Origin of the sequence: Petralouisia muris (assembly GCF_004793545.1) — a bacterium.
Taxonomy (GTDB): Bacteria; Bacillota; Clostridia; order Lachnospirales; family Lachnospiraceae; genus Petralouisia; species Petralouisia muris.
In genome coordinates, this window is the sequence record NZ_SRYA01000007.1 from 60532 (window position 1) to 79114 (window position 18583).

At 40.3% G+C, this 18583-nt stretch carries 14 protein-coding genes, 2 pseudogenes and 1 CRISPR repeat array; of the genes and pseudogenes, 10 read left to right on the forward strand and 6 right to left on the reverse strand.

Going from position 1 to position 18583, the window contains the following annotated elements; genetic code table 11:
* The 3 genes and pseudogenes from E5329_RS04710 to E5329_RS04720 all read right to left on the reverse strand — a co-directional run.
* Entirely contained in the window at nucleotides 1-1608 is a 1608-nt protein-coding gene (locus E5329_RS04710; RefSeq protein WP_135988439.1) for a M56 family metallopeptidase, read from the reverse strand.
* A 10-nt stretch (nucleotides 1609-1618) separates the two neighbouring features.
* Entirely contained in the window at nucleotides 1619-1978 is a 360-nt protein-coding gene (locus E5329_RS04715) for a BlaI/MecI/CopY family transcriptional regulator (protein WP_016306761.1), read from the reverse strand.
* Between the two features lie 239 nt (nucleotides 1979-2217).
* Nucleotides 2218-2535 (reverse strand): annotated as a pseudogene (locus E5329_RS04720) (CHAP domain-containing protein); the annotation flags it as partial.
* 24 nt (nucleotides 2536-2559) lie between these two features.
* Here E5329_RS04720 and E5329_RS04725 point away from each other — a divergent pair.
* Entirely contained in the window at nucleotides 2560-3123 is a 564-nt protein-coding gene (locus E5329_RS04725; RefSeq protein ID WP_275443001.1) for a DUF4368 domain-containing protein, read from the forward strand.
* A 218-nt stretch (nucleotides 3124-3341) separates the two neighbouring features.
* Here E5329_RS04725 and E5329_RS04730 read toward each other — a convergent pair whose 3' ends face one another.
* Nucleotides 3342-3716, reverse strand: coding sequence for a TnpV protein (locus E5329_RS04730; protein WP_016306758.1), 375 nt, complete (start codon nucleotides 3714-3716; stop codon nucleotides 3342-3344).
* A gap of 602 nt (nucleotides 3717-4318) precedes the next feature.
* Between E5329_RS04730 and E5329_RS04735 the strand changes: the two genes are divergently transcribed.
* The 9 genes and pseudogenes from E5329_RS04735 to tnpA all read left to right on the forward strand — a co-directional run bounded on the left by E5329_RS04735 (nucleotide 4319) and on the right by tnpA (nucleotide 17464).
* Entirely contained in the window at nucleotides 4319-5878 is a 1560-nt protein-coding gene (locus tag E5329_RS04735) for an SIR2 family protein (protein ID WP_135988441.1), read from the forward strand.
* Between the two features lie 402 nt (nucleotides 5879-6280).
* Nucleotides 6281-8710 (forward strand): CRISPR-associated helicase Cas3', encoded by a 2430-nt coding sequence (gene cas3 / locus E5329_RS04740; protein WP_168356522.1) that lies wholly within the window; start codon nucleotides 6281-6283, stop codon nucleotides 8708-8710.
* Between the two features lie 20 nt (nucleotides 8711-8730).
* The gene (gene cas5c / locus E5329_RS04745) at nucleotides 8731-9486 is read left to right on the forward strand and encodes a type I-C CRISPR-associated protein Cas5c (protein ID WP_135988443.1); all 756 of its coding nucleotides are present in this window, start codon (nucleotides 8731-8733) and stop codon (nucleotides 9484-9486) included.
* Nucleotides 9452-11395, forward strand: coding sequence for a type I-C CRISPR-associated protein Cas8c/Csd1 (cas8c, locus tag E5329_RS04750; RefSeq protein ID WP_168356523.1), 1944 nt, complete (start codon nucleotides 9452-9454; stop codon nucleotides 11393-11395). Before cas5c ends, cas8c begins: the two co-directional genes overlap by 35 nt.
* The gene (gene cas7c, locus E5329_RS04755) at nucleotides 11388-12233 is read left to right on the forward strand and encodes a type I-C CRISPR-associated protein Cas7/Csd2 (RefSeq protein WP_135988445.1); all 846 of its coding nucleotides are present in this window, start codon (nucleotides 11388-11390) and stop codon (nucleotides 12231-12233) included. Before cas8c ends, cas7c begins: the two co-directional genes overlap by 8 nt.
* Nucleotides 12234-12235: 2 nt before the next feature.
* Nucleotides 12236-12916 carry a CRISPR-associated protein Cas4 gene (gene cas4 / locus E5329_RS04760; protein WP_330571965.1) on the forward strand — a complete coding sequence of 227 codons (681 nt, stop codon included), beginning with the start codon at nucleotides 12236-12238 and terminating at the stop codon, nucleotides 12914-12916.
* Nucleotides 12917-13031: 115 nt separating this feature from the next.
* Nucleotides 13032-14063 (forward strand): type I-C CRISPR-associated endonuclease Cas1c, encoded by a 1032-nt coding sequence (cas1c, locus tag E5329_RS04765; protein WP_135988447.1) that lies wholly within the window; start codon nucleotides 13032-13034, stop codon nucleotides 14061-14063.
* Between the two features lie 8 nt (nucleotides 14064-14071).
* A complete protein-coding gene (gene cas2 / locus E5329_RS04770; RefSeq protein WP_135988448.1) occupies nucleotides 14072-14362 on the forward strand; it encodes a CRISPR-associated endonuclease Cas2 in 291 nt (96 codons plus the stop codon).
* Between the two features lie 164 nt (nucleotides 14363-14526).
* A CRISPR array of direct repeats spans nucleotides 14527-16661; the repeat unit is 32 nt; unit sequence GTCACTCCCTGTGTGGGAGTGTGGATTGAAAT.
* Nucleotides 16662-17072: 411 nt separating this feature from the next.
* Nucleotides 17073-17464 (forward strand): annotated as a pseudogene (tnpA, locus tag E5329_RS04775) (IS200/IS605 family transposase).
* Between the two features lie 41 nt (nucleotides 17465-17505).
* Here tnpA and E5329_RS04780 read toward each other — a convergent pair.
* Nucleotides 17506-18147, reverse strand: coding sequence for a DarT1-associated NADAR antitoxin family protein (locus E5329_RS04780; RefSeq protein WP_135988449.1), 642 nt, complete (start codon nucleotides 18145-18147; stop codon nucleotides 17506-17508).
* Between the two features lie 25 nt (nucleotides 18148-18172).
* Nucleotides 18173-18457, reverse strand: a complete 285-nt coding sequence (locus E5329_RS04785) for a hypothetical protein (protein WP_135988450.1) — start codon at nucleotides 18455-18457, stop codon at nucleotides 18173-18175.
* Nucleotides 18458-18583 lie beyond the last annotated feature (126 nt).

Here is an 18583-nt window from a genome sequence, read left to right on the forward strand (position 1 = left end):
TCATAAAGCTATTTCTGTATATGAAACTTGCGAATGGTTGTATAAAATTTTCAGTGAAATATTCCGTTCAATTTCAAGCAATACATAATTTTTAGTTGAAGTACCCATATCATATATTTGTAAAGTCCCGCTATGGCTGTCAGCATAAATCTCTGGTTGGAAAGCATAATTGGCAGTCAAACCATTAAAATAAACATATTGATATTCCTTGTCATTAATCACATACCATTTTTCATCATCACAAGAATTTATGGCATCTATAACCTTATTCGGAAGTTCTTCTTTTGCTAATCTGGTTATCACACCCGTATGCTGTTCTTCCGTCTGCCCATCCAACTCGCTATCTTCAAAATCACTAAGGATTTCATCTGCTTCTTCTTTTGTGAGATACTCAATTTTTTTAATAGAATTATTTTTTGACCGTATTAACCGTATATCAACGGTTCCTTCCTTATCAAAACTGAAAGTTTCAAAAGATTTGTTTTCCCTTAAATCCATGAATATGCGGATGCGCACGCCTTGGTAATAATAAGCTCCATTGATAACTGTAATTCCATGATGTAAATACTCACCATCTTCGATTTCAGTTTTTTCCAAATAATTTTTTTTGTCTTCCGTAATGTGGGCTTTAGACATTGTACCAGCATCAGTACCTGCCACTTTAAAATCATTTTGTGCAAATACTGTAATCGCGCCTGCTAATAAAACCACTGTGCAGCCTATGCTTAAACAAGTTGCTTTTTTAAACGTCATGATTGCCACAATCCTTTCTTGTATGGCGTTCTTTCCAAATCCATTTGAGATAAACGACCAATGATACTGCTTTTCCGCCAAATCTACAAGCGTCGTAACATATTCCTTTTTTGCTGTTTCTCCCAAAAGAGCAACCACTTTTTCATCACATGATAATTCAATATCACGGTTGAGAAGCCGATACATTATCCAAACGAAAGGATTGAACCAGTGTATGCTCACCACTATAAGGATAATTATTTTCCAAAGATTATCCAACCGTTTTATATGTATCATTTCATGCGTAAGGACATATTTTATTTTCGTGTTGTCCGAAAGTTTAAAAATTTTCGGGAATATAATTTTAGGTGACAAAACTCCATACGTTAAAGGTGTTGAGATTCTGTCCGATACCAATAACTTTACACGTTTAGGAATCGTTGTCACTGACCTGAAATAATCATCGCTTTCTTTTGAAATAGGTAATGCTGTCCGTATTTTTTGATATTCTCTCCAATATAATACCCCGAAAATCACAAGCATGACTGCCATACCTGCTGCCCAAACAATCGTCATCCATGCGACGTTGTTTAAAGATAATGCTACTGTTGTATCAGTAATTGGTTCTTTTAATGTTTCTGTTATAAGCGGACTGTTGGCAGTATTATAGTGACTGATGCCACTATCCGCTAATTTTGTCATAGGTGAAGCAAGTCCATAATGCATCGGTAAGTCAAAGGGTATCAGCAATCTTAGTATTGCAATATTCCACAACAGCACAAAAAATTTTTTCGGCAGCCTGTTTAAAGCAACAAAGCGCAAAATAACAATCAAGATAATCAATATACTGCTTGAGATGCTCATTTTAAGCAACATACTTTTCACCTCATTTCATCTGGTTTATCAAATTCTTTAATTGCTGCAGTTCATCATGTGTCAAGGTTTTTTCAGACAACAAAGCGGCAAAAAATTTTTTCTTAGAACCGTCAAATACCCTTTCAATCAATTCCGCTGTTTCATATGCCTGTACGTCTTCTTTGGAAATCATTGCCTTGCAGATAAATTTAGGTTCAATTCTTTCGATTGCGCCTTTCTCTATACATTTTTTTATCACCGTGTAAGTTGTATTCCTATTCCAGCCAATTTCCTCTTTCAGTATTTTTGAAATCTGTCCTGCTGTAATGTTTCCCTCTTTCCATAATACTTCCATCACTTTTAATTCTGAATCAAATAACTTCATCCTCATTCTGCACCTCCTAAAATGACTATTGCAATAGTTCTTTTTGAGTATACTATCACAATAGTCATGTGGTGTCAACTATTCAAATAGTCATTTTGTTATATTATGAGCAACTATGATATTTCAAAAAATCAAAAACCTATTCTGGTGTTTTTTATCTAACCTTTTTTAAAGTAATTGCCTTATGTAAGGCAAAGGAACAGACAAAGGATTAAGTCCCTCTGGTTTCCTTTTGCCCTGCCCTGCTAATAGTTTGGCACTCCGTAGCCGTATATTGAGCCACTCCCGACTGGATAGCTCTGCTGTTTGCAGGCATCCCCAGAGTTACCCTCCACGGTGTAGACCGTTCCATTCTCGCATCTCTCCACGATTCCCACATGGTCGATTGAGCCGTCGCTCCCCCAATCAAAGAAAATAAGGTCGCCTGCCTGCGGCTCATAGTTCTTATCCTGCCATTGCCTTTTGCCCTTGAACCAGTTTACACCGTCCGAGCAGAGGGAGAATTTCGGGATGATGCCGCTTTCCAGATAGCCGCACTGGTCGGCACACCACGATGCGAAGCAGTCAGAGAAGATGTCCTATACCAGTTGGTATTAAAACAGCTTCAGCATTTCCTGTCCTATTTACAGCAGTTTGAAAGGGTATTTATCCGACAGCAGATTGACACTACCCTTGCGGAACGCCGATACGAGTTATACGCAAAGCAGAAACAGATTGAAAAAGACGAAAAGCGCATGGAAGAACTTGACCGCCTGTTCCGCAAAATCTATGAAGATAATGTCAACGGAAAGCTGAATGACGAACGCTTTTACAAGCTGTCAGATGGTTATGAAGCTGAGCAGGAACAGCTAAAACACAAAATCGAAACCTTGAAATCCGAAGTCAGCGAAGCCGACACAGAAGCAACCAATGTTTCCAAGCTAATTGCCGTCACCCAAAAATATACTCGTATTGACGAGCTAACGCCCGAAATCTTAAATACCTTTGTGGATAAAATCGTAGTCCATGAATGCGAGAAAAAAGACGGGAAACGGACACAGGATATTGACATCTACTATTCCTATGTCGGGATTGTTGATATTCCAACGGATGAAGAAATGCGGGAAATAGAACGTGAATACGGAAAACGTACCAAACGTCAAACCGCCTAAATATAGGCGTGGCAGGAGAAAGTCTATGCTCCTGCCCATACATATCTATTTTTATCCTTATCTGGTATCAATCAACTGTCATATATCCATTTGGGATTGCCCTGTATTTTGCCATAGTCCTTTACCTCCTGAAACATATTATAAATCATTACGCAACGTAACAAGCAAGACTTTTTCGGAAAATTTTTAGGCGGCAATTTTCTGCCGCCTTTCTGTACTTATGCAAAAACAATTTCCTCGTTCACAATCTGTCTCGCACATGCCCTTATGTTATTTAAGTGTTGTACCCATTCTAAGGCATTTTCTTCCTTTAGGCGTTCCGTTATGCCCTGCGCTTGTTTCATGCCCTCTATGAGCCTTTCAAAGCGTTCCTGTGCCTGCCTATCGATGTCGGCAAGGTATGTATTCAGCTTGCCGTTTGTGAGAAGATTGGTGTATGTAACCTTGCGATACTGCTTCAGATAGTCCAGATGCCGCTGTCCCCATGTGCCTATCGGCTGTTCTTCTTCGGCGAGTACAGTCAAGCATGGTATTAAGTAATCTCCTTGCCGCTCATATTTGCCGCCCAGTTTCTCAAATAATATATTTGCCATTTTCTATTTTCTCCAGATAAGATATTCACTCCACGTTGTTATGTCTACTGTCTTAAACAAAATTTTGAGTTTTCTCCTTATCTGGTTTCATTCATTATGGGGAATTGAAAAAAATCTTTGATGACGGCAATAAAACTTATGTTAAGGAACCGTTCAGCAATATCACAAGTTATTTCTGAACATTTCCTAAGTTCGTGATAGGGGTTTTCTCTTGTTTTTAAGAAAATAAGTCTGCTGCTTCAGCAGAATGTTCATCTACTAAAACAACAGACCAAAGCGAAACTCATAATGGTACTGCTAATATTTCAATCCACACTTTGTAAAGTGACATAGATAGTTTAAGTGATTTACGAACATTTTTCAAGAGCTGATGATTTTTTTCTTGACATTTTCCACCAATTTATATATACTTATAATTATACTACTAATGAATATGATATTGATAATAGTTATGCTGACAAGAATTTTTGCTGCTAAAGCATAAAGTTTACAAGGAAGCGGTGAGCAGCTTGTATCATCAATTTATGTTCAAGTTTCTCTATGATATAATCAAACATTTGAAATTAGGGGAAGAAAACGGTTAGGTTTATTTGGGAGGAAAAATGACAATAGAAGATGTTATCAATAAATTTAATACAACGCCCTTTTTGTTTATTGGATCCGGAATGTCCAGAAGATATCTAAATCTGCCAGATTGGAAAGGGTTGCTAAAATATTTTGCTGAGAGTATTTCTAATGATGAATTTGCATATGATTCATATGAAAACAGGGCAAAAACAATGGAGTGCAAATTAGGGATAATGCCCAAAGTGGCTGAACTTATACAACAGGATTTTGATAGAAAATGGTTTTCAGAGGAACAAATACGGACAATAGATAAAACTTTAATAGAAGAAATTCATAAAGGCTTATCTCCATTTAAGGCGGAAATGGCTGAATATATAAAAGAACAATCCATTGTTAATATGAATTACAAAGATGAACTAGATAAACTGTCGGAAATTTCAGAAAAGAACATTGCAGGCGTCATTACAACTAATTATGATTCGCTTTTAGAAAGCTGCTTTAAAGGGTTTACCAAATATGTAGGACAATCTCAACTTATTTTTTCGGCCATACAAGGTGTTGCTGAAATATACAAAATACATGGCTCTGTTGAAGTGCCGGAAAGTATTGTAATTAATGAGGAAGATTATATAGAATTTGAAAGAAAAAGTACTTACCTTGCGGCTAAATTAATGACAATATTCATGGAGTATCCTATTATTTTTATGGGATATTCTATCGGTGATAGTAATATTCAGGGCATTATTAAGTCTATTGTGAATTGTTTGAATGCAAGTCAGGTTAATCTGCTGAAGGATAGATTTGTATTTATTGAATATAAGCCGGGAATGGTGGGAGCAGAGGTGACTCCATATACCATTATGATTGGAAATAAGCCTTTAACAATGAAAAAAGTGACATTAGATAATTTCATGTTACTTTATAATGTGTTGAAAAATAAAAAAGCTAAACTGCCGGTTGTGATTTTAGGCAGATTTAAAAAGGAATTGTATGAATATACCATTACAAATATGCCGACAGCAAACCTTCGAGTAGCATCTATTGATGATGAACGTATTAAGGATGATGACTTGGTACTTGCAATAGGAAAAGCTTCTACATTTGGACTGAAAGGACTTAGCGGGCTTGATGCAAATGAATGGTATAGAAATATTATTTTGAATGATTTGGAGTTTTCAGCAGATGAATTATTAGAGCATGCTTTCCCTAAATTGATTAGGCAAAATTCGGGTAAGCTGCCATTGAATAAATATTTGGCGGAAGCTGCTAAGGATTTTCCAGAATGTAAAGAAATAGCGAAAAAGCAGGATTTTGATTCAATTATTTCAAAAACGATAAAAAATAACAGAAAGTATTTGGGAGGTTATCAATCTGTAAAGCAGATTTGGGAACAAGAGAAGTTCTCAACCAGTAAGGCATTAAGATTAATTGCTCATCTCGAAGAAAAGCAGATGGGTGTAGATGAGTTAGAGGATGTATTGAAAGAAATATTTGAAGGAGATGTAAACGTCCTTCAAAATGTTGGGGCTAATGAACGTTCAGATATACGCAGGTTAATTAGGATTTATGATTATTTAAAATGGAAAAAACAATAGAAAGCATGCTCCGCAAACTTTCTATTGCCATAAATAAAAGAATTTTCTGACTAAAGCACCTGTAAACAGACACCGTACAGAAAACCCTTTTGAAATCAATTATGTTGTACCTTTGGACAACAGCATTTATAAATAAATACCAAGCCTGCGGCACATTATTATTTTATGCTTTCACAGATACAAGTATACAGGAAAGTGGAACGATTGTAAACAAAAAATAAGAAATTTGAGGTGAACTTATTATGCTGGCATGAACATATCGTTTTTCATCCAGGTGACAAAATATTACAAAAATCATTGGGATTTCCTTGACAGGTTTCTAGTATCACTGCATAATTAGAGTATTGATGGAAGAATTTGGAACATAGAGGGATTTTATAAATGATAAAGGAGGGGAGCAGTTTGATTGCACATATCTCGGACGATGGAGTCCATCGGAAAGAATCTGTAGCGGAACATACCCAAAAGACAGTATTTTTATGCAGTGAAAAAGGAAAAGAGTGCGGCATACCGCAGCTTATGTCGCTGTGCGGCCTACTCCATGATATGGGAAAAAACAAGCAATCATTTTCTGATTACCTGCAGGCAGATGAAAATGTAAGGTGGAGATTAAAAGGGACGGTAAAACATGCCTCCACAGGGGCAAAATATGTTTACGACATGCACCATGCGGCGTACGGCAGCAGGAAATATATGGTTGAAATGATTTCCTATGCAATCGCGGCCCATCATGGCTTATTTGATTGTGTTGATATCGAACATAGTGATTTATTTTCCAAAAAGCTAAGCCAGGTGGATGCATATGAGGAGGCCTGCAGAAACGCAGAACGGGATTACCTGGAAGAATATGAATTTGACAAGCTTTTTGAAGAGGCGTCGGATGAATTTCAGTTGGTATGGAACAAAATAGGAAAAGTATGGTTCAAGTTAAAGCCTTTATTAAAGGCTAAATTTCCTGAAGATGCAAGGGAAATGCTGCTTGACTGCAAATTATTCCTGCTTGCGTGTTTCCAGCGTCTGATGCTGTCCATTTTAATTGATTCCGACTGGGAGTCCACATCAGATTTTATGAGAAATGTGGATACCTTGTACAAACAATCCGAATTTGCGGGAAAAGAGATATTTGGACAGGCTGGGGAAAACTTTGCGGAATATATGCGGAAAAAGAAGGAATCTGTAGATGGTTCTAAATTAACGGAGAAAGAGAAAAATATATTTGACGGAAGAAATGCCCTCCAGGAAGAATGTATCCGATTTGCGAAACATCCGGCTGGCATATACTGCCTGCCCATTCCTACCGGCGGCGGAAAGACGCTGAGCAGCCTTGCCTATGCATTGGAATACTGTCAGCGTCATCCAGAGACAGAGCGTATTATTTACGTATCGCCTTTTATCAGCCTCACAGAACAAAACGCCCAGGTATTCCGTGATGCAATCGGCAATGACGAGTGGATACTGGAACACCATTCGGCGGTAATCAGAAGTGAGGAAACGGAACATGAGGATTACCGCAGGAACCAATCGCTGAAATATGATATCAATTGGGAAGAACCGTTTATCTGCACCACCTTTGTCCAGTTCATGAATACATTGTTTTCGGATAAAAAGGAATCTATCCGAAGGATGCACCGTCTGTCCAATGCGGTTGTCATTATTGACGAGGTTCAGGCAATGCCGTTAAAGTGCGTCAATACATTTAACTATATGATTAACTTTCTGAATGCAGTATGCAATACCAACGTAATTCTATGTACGGCGACTCAGCCCACCCTGGAAGAGGCGGAGTGCCCGATTTGTTACAGCGAGCCAGAATACATGATAAAAAACAGAAGCAATTGGTTTGATAAGTTTGAACGGGTGAAAATCTGCACGGCCGGGATGGAACGGGCACATACCTTTGAGAGCCTTCAAGATGAAATTGTCAGGCAGACAGCAGAATATCAGTCTATTCTTGTGGTATTGAATACCAAATCCGCTGTTCGGAAGCTATATGATATGTTAAAGGCGCAGAATATTAATGTAGAATATCTTACCACCAATTTATGTGCAGAACATAGAAGTGATAAGATAGCATCCATCAAAAAGACCCTTGCCAAAAAGCAGGAACATATCGTGGTTGTCAGCACCAATTTGATTGAAGCCGGGGTAGACATTTCCTTTGAATGTGTCTATCGCTCTATGGCAGGCTTAGACAGCCTGGCGCAGACGGCGGGACGGTGCAACAGAAATGGGGAACTGGAGTGGGGGATGATATATTTGATTGCCCTGGAGGGAGAAAACAGCGGCAATATGGAAGAATTGCAGAGAAATATAGGGGCTGCTGAGAATGTAATTTGCCTGTATAACCGCAGTGGGGAACCAGACAGCATTTTAATGCCCAGGTGGATGGACGAGTATTATAAAACAGTATATTCAGATGGGGCGGACAAAATGAATTTTCCTATAGAAGCATTGGATACAAATGTGGTGGAATTGCTGTCCAAAGGATTTATGCCCAAAGAAATTAAGAACCTTATGAATCAGGCCTATCAAACGGCAGGCAGGGCCTACCGGGTGATAGATGATGAGTCATTCGGCGTGATTGTCCCATATAAAGAGGGCGGGGAACTTATCACAGCGATTCAGGAAACATCCGACGCTGCCAAGATAAAAACATTGATACGTAAGGCCCAGCGTTATACGGTAAATGTTCGGGGAAGCCAGTTGAAAAAGCTGGAAGGATTTGTACAGCCCATAAGCGATAATGTACCGAACATTTATATGGCGTCGGCTCCCGGGGCATATAACAGTGATTATGGGATTGCGCCGGAGTGGGAAATACTTATATTTTAGCAGGAAAGGACGGGTGAGATATGGATAAGCCGAATATGATTGAATACAGTGTTTTTGGAAGATATGCATTATTTACCGATCCGCTGTCTAAGACAGGGGGTGAGAAATGCAGCTACCAGATACCTACTTATCAGGCGTTAAAGGGGATTACGGAATCCATTTACTGGAAACCCACGATTACATGGGTCATTGATGAATGCCGGATTATGAATGCGATACAGACGGAATCAAAAGGAATCCGGCCCATTAAGTACAGCGGCGGGAATGATTTGTCTTATTACACTTATCTTAGGAATGTGGAATATCGGGTAAAGGCACACTTTGAATGGAATGAAAACAGGCCGGACTTAGCCCATGACCGAAATGAAAATAAGCATTATGACATTGCAAGGAGGATGCTGGAACGGGGAGGCAGAAGGGATATTTTTCTGGGAGCCAGGGAATGCCAGGGATATGTGGAACCCTGTCCCTTCGGGGAAGGGGAAGGCGCATACGATGAGACGAATTTGTCCTTCGGCATTATGGTGCACGGGATTACGTACCCTGACGAAGCAGTCCGGGAAGAAGAAAAAGGAAGAATGACGGTACGGCTTTGGAATGCGCAGATGAAAAAGGGCGTGATACAATTTCCGCTCCCCGAAGAGTGTGAGATTCGGAGGGTTCTGCGGGAATCCCAATCTAAGCAGTTTGTGTGGGGAGAGAATTTTAAAGGATTGGAAGAGTTTGAGGGAGGTGATATGTTTGGCATGGCTGAAAACGTTGGCGGAAACCTATGATGTTTATGGGCATTTGGCAGGAGTGGACAAAAATGAACAGGCAGTGCTTCTGCCAATTTCCCATTCAACCTTTAATGCGCAGATAGAAGTGGCAATTGACCTGGACGGCAATTTCCAGAGTTCGAAAAGGCTGGAAAAGGGCAGTGATGTGGTTACGATTATTCCGGTTACAAAAGATTCGGCTGCTAAAGCCAGTGGAATTACACCCCATCCGTTATGTGATAAGCTCTGTTACATAGCAGGAGATTATACCTTATACACAGGCGATAATAAGGAAAAATATTTTGAAGCCTATCTCAGGCAGCTTGAGGATTGGGCAGAATCAGAATATACGCATCCTTTTGTACAGGCAATTTATAAATATCTGGAAAAGAAAACGCTGATACAGGATTTAGTAACCAAAGGGACCTTGGAGTTAGATGGCGGCGGCAGGCTTACGGATAACGTTAAAATACAGGGATTGGGACAAACAGGAGCAAATGTAAGATTTCGGATTTTGGGCAGCGACAGTTCGGGAGAGGTATGGAAAAATCAGGAATTGTACAAGCAATATAGTTCCTATTACCAACAGAAGTTAGCAGACAAAAAGCTCTGCTATGCATCTGGAAAGATAGAATCTTGTTCCGATAAACATCCTTCTAAGATACGCAACAGCGCGGATAAAGCCAAGCTGATTTCGGGAAATGATGAATCCGGTTTTACTTACCGCGGCAGGTTTGTGTCCAAAGACCAGGCAGTTTCCGTGGGATATGATACGTCCCAGAGAGCCCACAATGCTTTAAGATGGCTGATTCAAAAACAGGGATATACCCGTGATGAATCGGCGATTGTTTGTTGGATGGCAAACAGGGACATGCAGATTCCGGACATCACCAAGGATTCTGTCAATGGGTTCGGCGATATTGACGATATTGACTTCGATTTTGATTCACTTGATACTTATGAATCTTCCAGTATCCGCAAACATGATACCGGGAAATATTTTGCAGAGCAGTTTAACCATGCGGTAAACGGATATGCAGGAAAAATAAAACAGGATGACAAAATTGTAATTATTGCGTTAGAAGCGGCAACAACCGGAAGGCTGTCCATTGCGTATTATGATGAAATGGGCGGAAGACAGTACATAGACGCCATTTTAAACTGGCAGAATCATTGTAACTGGCGGCGGACGATAAAGGTGGGAAAACCAGAAGAAGAAAAAAGGAAAGTCACATGTGAATGTACGCCGTCGCCCAGGGATATGGCGCTTGCAGCATTTGGCGTACAAAGGTCAGAGTGGTTGGAGGCAGACGCTGGCCTGCTTAGGGCAACGGTGAAGCGTTTGCTCCCATGCATCACCCAAAGGAGTGCAAAGATTCCGTCTGATATGATCCGGGCAGCGGCAAGGCGCGTGTCTATGCCCCAGACAATGAGCAATTTTGTATGGTACAATGATGTGTTGTGCGTCACATGCGCAATGATACGGTTTAATTACGAGGAGGGAGATAAAAAAATGGATGATTTTCTAAAGGAAAATATCAATGACCGGAATGTTCTATTTGGAAGGTTATTGGCGGTATATGATTTCATGGAACAATGCGCCATGTTTGAAAAGGATGAGAACGGCAAAGTAAAAGAGCAACGCATGACAAATGCAAAGCGTTATTGGAATACATACAGCAGAAGGCCGGCGAAAACAGCTAAAACGATTGAAGAGAATCTGAATGCTTATGAAAAAAAGCTGAATGGTTATCAACGGAAGAAGTTTGAAGAATGGACAGGGGAAATTATGGGCCATATGACAATAAAAGAATATGATAACAGGGCATTGTCAGAAATGTATATCCCAGCATATTATCAGCAGATGGAATATATGAAAAATGAACTTTGGAAAAAGAACAGTAAAGGAGAGATAAATAATGAGTGAATTTACAAACAAGATTGATTTTGAGGTTTTGGTAATGGTAAGAAATGCGAATCCCAATGGAGATCCGCTGAATGGAAACAGGCCCCGGGAGACATATGATGGATTTGGAGAAATATCGGATGTGTGTATTAAACGGAAAATCAGAAACAGGCTCCAGGATATGGGAGAAAGGATTTTTGTACAGAGTGATGAGCGTTCCGATGATGCATGCAGGAGCCTTGCAGACCGGGCAAAGAAAAATGAGGAGATGCAAAAAGCATTAAAGGCTAAGGATAAAGAAAGCTATGCCAAAGCAGCATGTGAGACCTGGATCGATGTCCGCAGCTTTGGACAGGTGTTTGCATTTAAAGGGGACAGTGTATCTGTCGGCGTGAGAGGGCCTGTTTCTGTCCATTCGGCTTTCAGCGTACTGCCCATATCCATTGACAGCATGCAGATAACCAAAAGTGTGAACAGCGAAACGAAAGAGAAGAAATCTTCTGATACCATGGGAATGAAACACAAAGTATCTTCCGCATTATATGCAATAAAAGGCAGTATCAACCATCAGCTTGCCGAAAAGACAGGATTTAGCGATGCGGACGCCGAAAAGATAAAAGAGGCTTTGCGTACCTTGTTTGTCAATGACAGTTCTTCTGCAAGGCCTGACGGAAGTATGGAAGTGTGCAAGGTTTATTGGTGGAAACATAATTGCCCGATGGGGCAGTATTCATCTGCAAAGGTTCACAGGCTGATAAAAATTACAGCGAAAACAGATGACCCAAAAGAGTTTGAAGACTACGATATCACAATTGATTCGTTGCCGAACCTGGAACTGGAAGAAATCGAAGGTATTTAGTGATGTATGCGGAAGAAGATTATCTTATGCTTTCCGGCATTCAGCATTTTGCATTTTGCAGAAGGCAGTGGGCAATGATACATATTGAACAGCAATGGGCAGAAAATTACAGGACAACTGCCGGGGAATTGTTGCATAAAAAAGCCCATGACGAAGGTTCTTTTGAAAAGAGAGGAGATTTGCTGATTGTAAGAGGGTTACGTATTTCTTCCCATGAACTTGGATTCAGCGGGCAGTGTGATGTGGTTGAATTTCGCCAGGACAAACATGGAATCGAACTGTTCGGATATGACGGAACATGGAATCCGAGCCCTGTCGAATATAAGCATGGCTCACCGAAAGAAAATAATGCGGATGAATTGCAGCTATGTGCACAGGCAATCTGCCTGGAAGAAATGTTTCAGACAAGGATATCAGATGGATATTTGTATTATGGTGAAAACAGGCGGCGCAGCCATGTGGAATTTACAGATGGGCTGCGGAATGAGGTAAAGAAAGCAGCGAAGGAAATGCATGCTTTGTTACAAAGAGGATATACGCCGAATGTGAAGCCTACGAAGCAATGCAAAGCGTGTTCTCTGGAAAGTTTGTGCCTTCCAAAACTGCAAAAAGCAATAAAGGTCAGGAAATATATAGAACAGAATATAAAAGCGAATGATGATACCCGTGAGCCAAATGATTAGCCAACATCTTCAAATTATTTGAAAGAAAAATAGCAAATCATTTGGCAGATAAGTATACTCTGGAGTATCAATTGCGGCAGAGGATCACTTTGGGCGATCCGATTGGGAGTGTGATATGAGAAAATTACTAAATACTTTATATGTCATGACGGAGAATTGCTATTTAACTCTGAATGGAGAAAATATCGTAATACAGGACGATGATAAAACACTGGGTAGATTCCCTCTTCATACCCTGGAGAATATTATATGTTTTACTTATAAAGGCGCAAGTCCGGCGTTGATGGGAGTTTGTGCGGAGCGGAAAATAGGGATGAGTTTCTTTTCTCCCAGAGGCGCGTTTTTAGCCAGGGTGGTAGGAAAGGAATATGGGAATGTGCTGCTTAGAAAAGAGCAGTATCGTATCTCTGATGATGAAAGCAGAAGTATTGCATATGCCAAGAATATGATTGTGGGGAAAGTCTTTAATTGCAGATGGAGTATCGAACGTACCTTACGGGATCATGCATATCGCGTAGATGCAGAAAAGCTCAAAAATGTATCAAATACTTTGTATGATACGCTGCCTAAAATAGACGGAACGCTTACGCGAGAGGAACTCCGGGGAATAGAGGGAAAAGCTGCTGAGCAATATTTTTCTGTATTTAATGATATGATATTAAATCAGAAAGATGATTTTGCATTTACAAAACGGAGCCGCAGGCCTCCTCTTGACCATATAAATGCAATATTGTCTTTCGTCTATACAGTGCTTGCAGGTGACTGTGCGAATGCGCTGTCAAGTGTCGGATTGGATTCTTACGTGGGATTTATGCATGGTGACAGACCGGGGAGAACCTCACTGGCCCTTGATTTGATGGAGGAATTAAGGCCAGTTCTTGCGGATAGATTTATTTTGACATTGGTTAATACGAAAGCGATTCAGGCAGCGCATTTTGAAAGGCAAAAGGACAATGCGGTTCTTTTAAATGACGATGGCAGAAAGGTATTTTTTAACGCATGGCAGAAGCGCAAAAGAGAAACCATTACACATCCATATTTAAAAGAAAAGATAGAATGGGGATTGGTTCCCTATGTGCAGGCGCTTTTGCTTGCCCGGACTATCCGGGGCGACATGGATGAGTATCCGCCGTTTTTTTGGAAGTAGGTGTTTGCATGTTAGTATTAATTACATATGACGTTTCTACTCAGAGTGCAGCAGGAAAGACCCGTCTTCGCAAAGTTGCAAAAGAGTGCGTCAATTATGGGCAGCGAGTCCAAAACTCAGTATTTGAGTGTATCTTAGATGCTTCACAGCTATTGATGTTAAAGGATAGGCTTGTATCGTTGATTAATGAGAAAGAAGATAGCTTGCGTTTTTACTACCTTGGAAATAATTATCAGACGAAAGTTGAGCATTTTGGCAGTAAAACATCTTATGAGGCTGAAGGAACTTTAATGATATAAGTTGGTGCGGATAGTAAGCAAACATGAAATGCCAGGAAGGTTCGCACCATAAAAAGTAACTAAATGTGGGGAATTCCACATTAAAATGAAATGGGCAATAGTAAATTTTGTTGATATTGCTTAAGCAGAAATCTATTTTTGGAAAAAAATAGGTGATTTTTGCTGTCACTCCCTGTGTGGGAGTGTGGATTGATTACGGTTATTGCTGGGAGTCAGCGGCATCGGCCCCGTCACTCCCTGTGTGGGAGTGTGGATTGATTATCCGATTTATCATAAAGGTTGATATGCGTCACTCCCTGTGTGGGAGTGTGGATTGAAATTCGATATTAAAACTGTTATATGAAACAGAGAATCGTCACTCCCTGTGTGGGAGTGTGGATTGAAATTCTTTCCTATGCTGTAGTGTTACATCAGAAGTTCGTCACTCCCTGTGTGGGAGTGTGGATTGAAATCGTCCGTTTTATCAACTCGCACACAACTGAGATAGTCACTCCCTGTGTGGGAGTGTGGATTGAAATATCAAAATTAGGAGCGTTTAAAATTGAATTAGAGTCACTCCCTGTGTGGGAGTGTGGATTGAAATACCACGTAAAAATTTCGTGCGCGGTTGCATACGTGTCACTCCCTGTGTGGGAGTGTGGATTGAAATAAATGATTTACCTTTTGTAAAAACCAAATACAAGTCACTCCCTGTGTGGGAGTGTGGATTGAAATTCCATACGTCGCACGTAGAGATTAACAGGGATTTGTCACTCCCTGTGTGGGAGTGTGGATTGAAATCAGTGCCTGCTAAGCAGTATGATTGGAGGCAGAAGTCACTCCCTGTGTGGGAGTGTGGATTGAAATACGTGAAACAGGAGAAATTTACGAAAGTAAAAAGTCACTCCCTGTGTGGGAGTGTGGATTGAAATTGCGTATTCCCGGCTTATAACCGTATTGCATAAGGTCACTCCCTGTGTGGGAGTGTGGATTGAAATATGATTGCAGTTTTACCGAGCAGTCTATTGCTAGGTCACTCCCTGTGTGGGAGTGTGGATTGAAATACCTGGCTGCCGGAACCAAACCGTGTGGCTCCCAGTCACTCCCTGTGTGGGAGTGTGGATTGAAATGCAGAACTAGATTACGAACGGCTGAAAATATTGTGTCACTCCCTGTGTGGGAGTGTGGATTGAAATCAGAAAATCTTGAGACAGGTGTCTACCATTATCAGTCACTCCCTGTGTGGGAGTGTGGATTGAAATGGCGAGCGGCCGTATCAACAGGTGATATCCATGCAGTCACTCCCTGTGTGGGAGTGTGGATTGAAATACATCTGACAATGAGGATGTTACTGTAAATGCAGTCACTCCCTGTGTGGGAGTGTGGATTGAAATATATCAGACAAACTAATCGTGATGTATGAAAAAGTCACTCCCTGTGTGGGAGTGTGGATTGAAATGGTTTGATTTTGTCAGAACATAGGATAGGAGGCGCGTCACTCCCTGTGTGGGAGTGTGGATTGAAATATTGGATGCATCGCAATAAAAAACACTGTTTTTGGTCACTCCCTGTGTGGGAGTGTGGATTGAAATAGAAAAGGGCAATAGTAAAATTGTGGAATATCTGTGTCACTCCCTGTGTGGGAGTGTGGATTGAAATTGGTGAAGACGGGTCAAGCAACGCAACGCATGTTGGTCACTCCCTGTGTGGGAGTGTGGATTGAAATTTTATAATTAACATTATTAAAAGGGTCAATGTCTGTCACTCCCTGTGTGGGAGTGTGGATTGAAATTTGTAGTATTTTAATCGAATTTTCCAGTTGTGATTGTCACTCCCTGTGTGGGAGTGTGGATTGAAATATAAAAGAATCTTTGAGTTTTAACAGTGTATCCAGTCACTCCCTGTGTGGGAGTGTGGATTGAAATTATTTGGGCGGTTGAAAGTATGGCAACGGAAAGCGTCACTCCCTGCGCGGGAGTGTGGATTGAAATCCCAATGATGATGATAGACCAGTCCGCGATTATGTCACTCCCTGCGCGGGAGTGTGGATTGAAATTGATAAAATCAAACCGAAAAGTCATAGTAATGCTGTCACTCCCTGCGCGGGAGTGTGGATTGAAATGATTCTGCACGGGTGCATTTGCGCTTGTGGTTATGTCACTCCCTGCGCGGGAGTGTGGATTGAAATCGCAAACAAAAGAGTCACAACTAATGTTTCTGCAGTCACTCCCTGCGCGGGAGTGTGGATTGAAATCAACGCATGATAGAATCCGTCAAACGTGATTAAAGTCACTCCCAGTGTGGGAGTGTGGATTGAAATTATTCTCTCGATTAGTGTTAACTGATCAAAAAGAGTCACTCCCAGTGTGGATTGAAATGGAAACTCCGGAACGCCTTTTTACATTCCGCGCGTCACTCCCTGCGTGGGAGTGTGGTTTGTTACACGAACATTATAACAAAAACTCAATCAAGCTTTGAGTTTGGCACTTTCTCCTGAGTGCAGCATTTTTTTCCGTGAGCTGCAAATTTAACCTCCCTAGGCAGGGCATGAAATTGGTGAGTTGCCATAACAACAAAAAAGACCAAAAACAAAAAAATAATATCCTATATTTTTTTATTATTTGTATAATGTGGGTAAAACCCTTGCCTTAAGGCGAAATCTTTAGGTCACCCCTATATCTTCAAGTTTAGAAAAAGCGAAAAAAGGGATACTAAACTTGAGGTGCAAAATATGGAACATTATAGGAAATCATCATATTGCACCTATGACATAAAATACTATTTAGTATGGATTACAAGGGACAGGAAGCCTGTAATTACAGGAAAAATAGCGGTGCGGACAAGGGAATTGATCCGTCTCGTTTGCCAAAGCAATGAAGTGGAAATCCTGGCAGGACATGTGTAGGTTGCGATCATATCCATATGTTGGTGTCCGTTTCGCCGCATTTGTCAGCAAGCAAACTGGTGCAATATATCAAGGAAAACACATCAAGAAAGCTGCAAATGGAGTATAAAGAATTAAACAAGCAATTTTAGGGACAGCATTTGTGGGCGAGGGGATATTTTGTGGCAGGCAGCGGAAATGTGACAGATGAAATCATCAAAGAGTATATCCAGACTTAAGATTTGCAGGAATGAACCTACCGGCTTTAGCCGGTAGTGGTTCAGTTATAAACAATATGTTCCTTGTGATATTGAATAAAATCTTTTTTCTGAAAATCTGGCAGATACCCGTATTCATCTAATATTAATTTAATGATTGCAACGGCTCTCGCTTGAGTATTGATACTTTTTGTTGGATTAAACTCAATATCGGTAAAATAATTATAATTTGAAATTGCACTAATTTCATCTGCTGTAAATGATTTTTTTACAGAAGTAATATAGATGAAATCATAAAATACCGTTTTAGGAGTTAAAGGAAAATCCTCGTTTTGATAATGAAACGCTATTAGATTCCCAGAATTATGTAACCTTTCATCACGCTTGGCTTCTTTAGGCAGCACATCAAGTAAATCGAGATACGGACCACCGTTTTCAAAAACTTTAGCGCTCTGAAAAATATTCTCAAGGGCATAGCTGTTTAACTTGAGATGGAATGCGCTTAGCTTTATTCCAATGGGTTCGTTACTCTTGGTACTGATTTCCAATGGCTTGGCATTGCCATCGGCTTCCATAATTGTATTATGCAGGCTTTTTATGGACTTTTGCTTTTGAGATACCGCAAAACCTGAAAACCATTCAAACGAATACGTTTCACTGACAACTTTTCTTTGCCGAATAAAAAATGCAGGTCGTTTAGCCACTGTGTCCCTCCTGAATTAATTGTGATTATTCTTCTAATGTGTTGAGTATATCTTGTATTTCAAGTACGGCATCTTCTGCTCGTAGTTGAATTTCTTCACTCCAAAATCTGCTTCCTCCAGATAGTCCGTCAATCAGGTTAAAGATAGGCACTGCATCTGCAATGGGTATAAAGCCGCTTGATTTCCACTTGGGAACATTATCATTAAGATAGTTTATAATATCTGTATATATTTGCTCGTTGAAAGAGCTATTAACGCGCAATTTTACTAAGAATCCATTTTTTCCTACAATCATATCTGAAAAATTCATTTGAGCGCCTCCTGTATAACTTCCAATTTCTTGCTTTATTCTGTTCTGATAAACAAAAAAGTCAGTGTCCCTCTAATTATCTGCAAACGGAGCCGATGTATTGATACAAATTTTGTAATACCCATC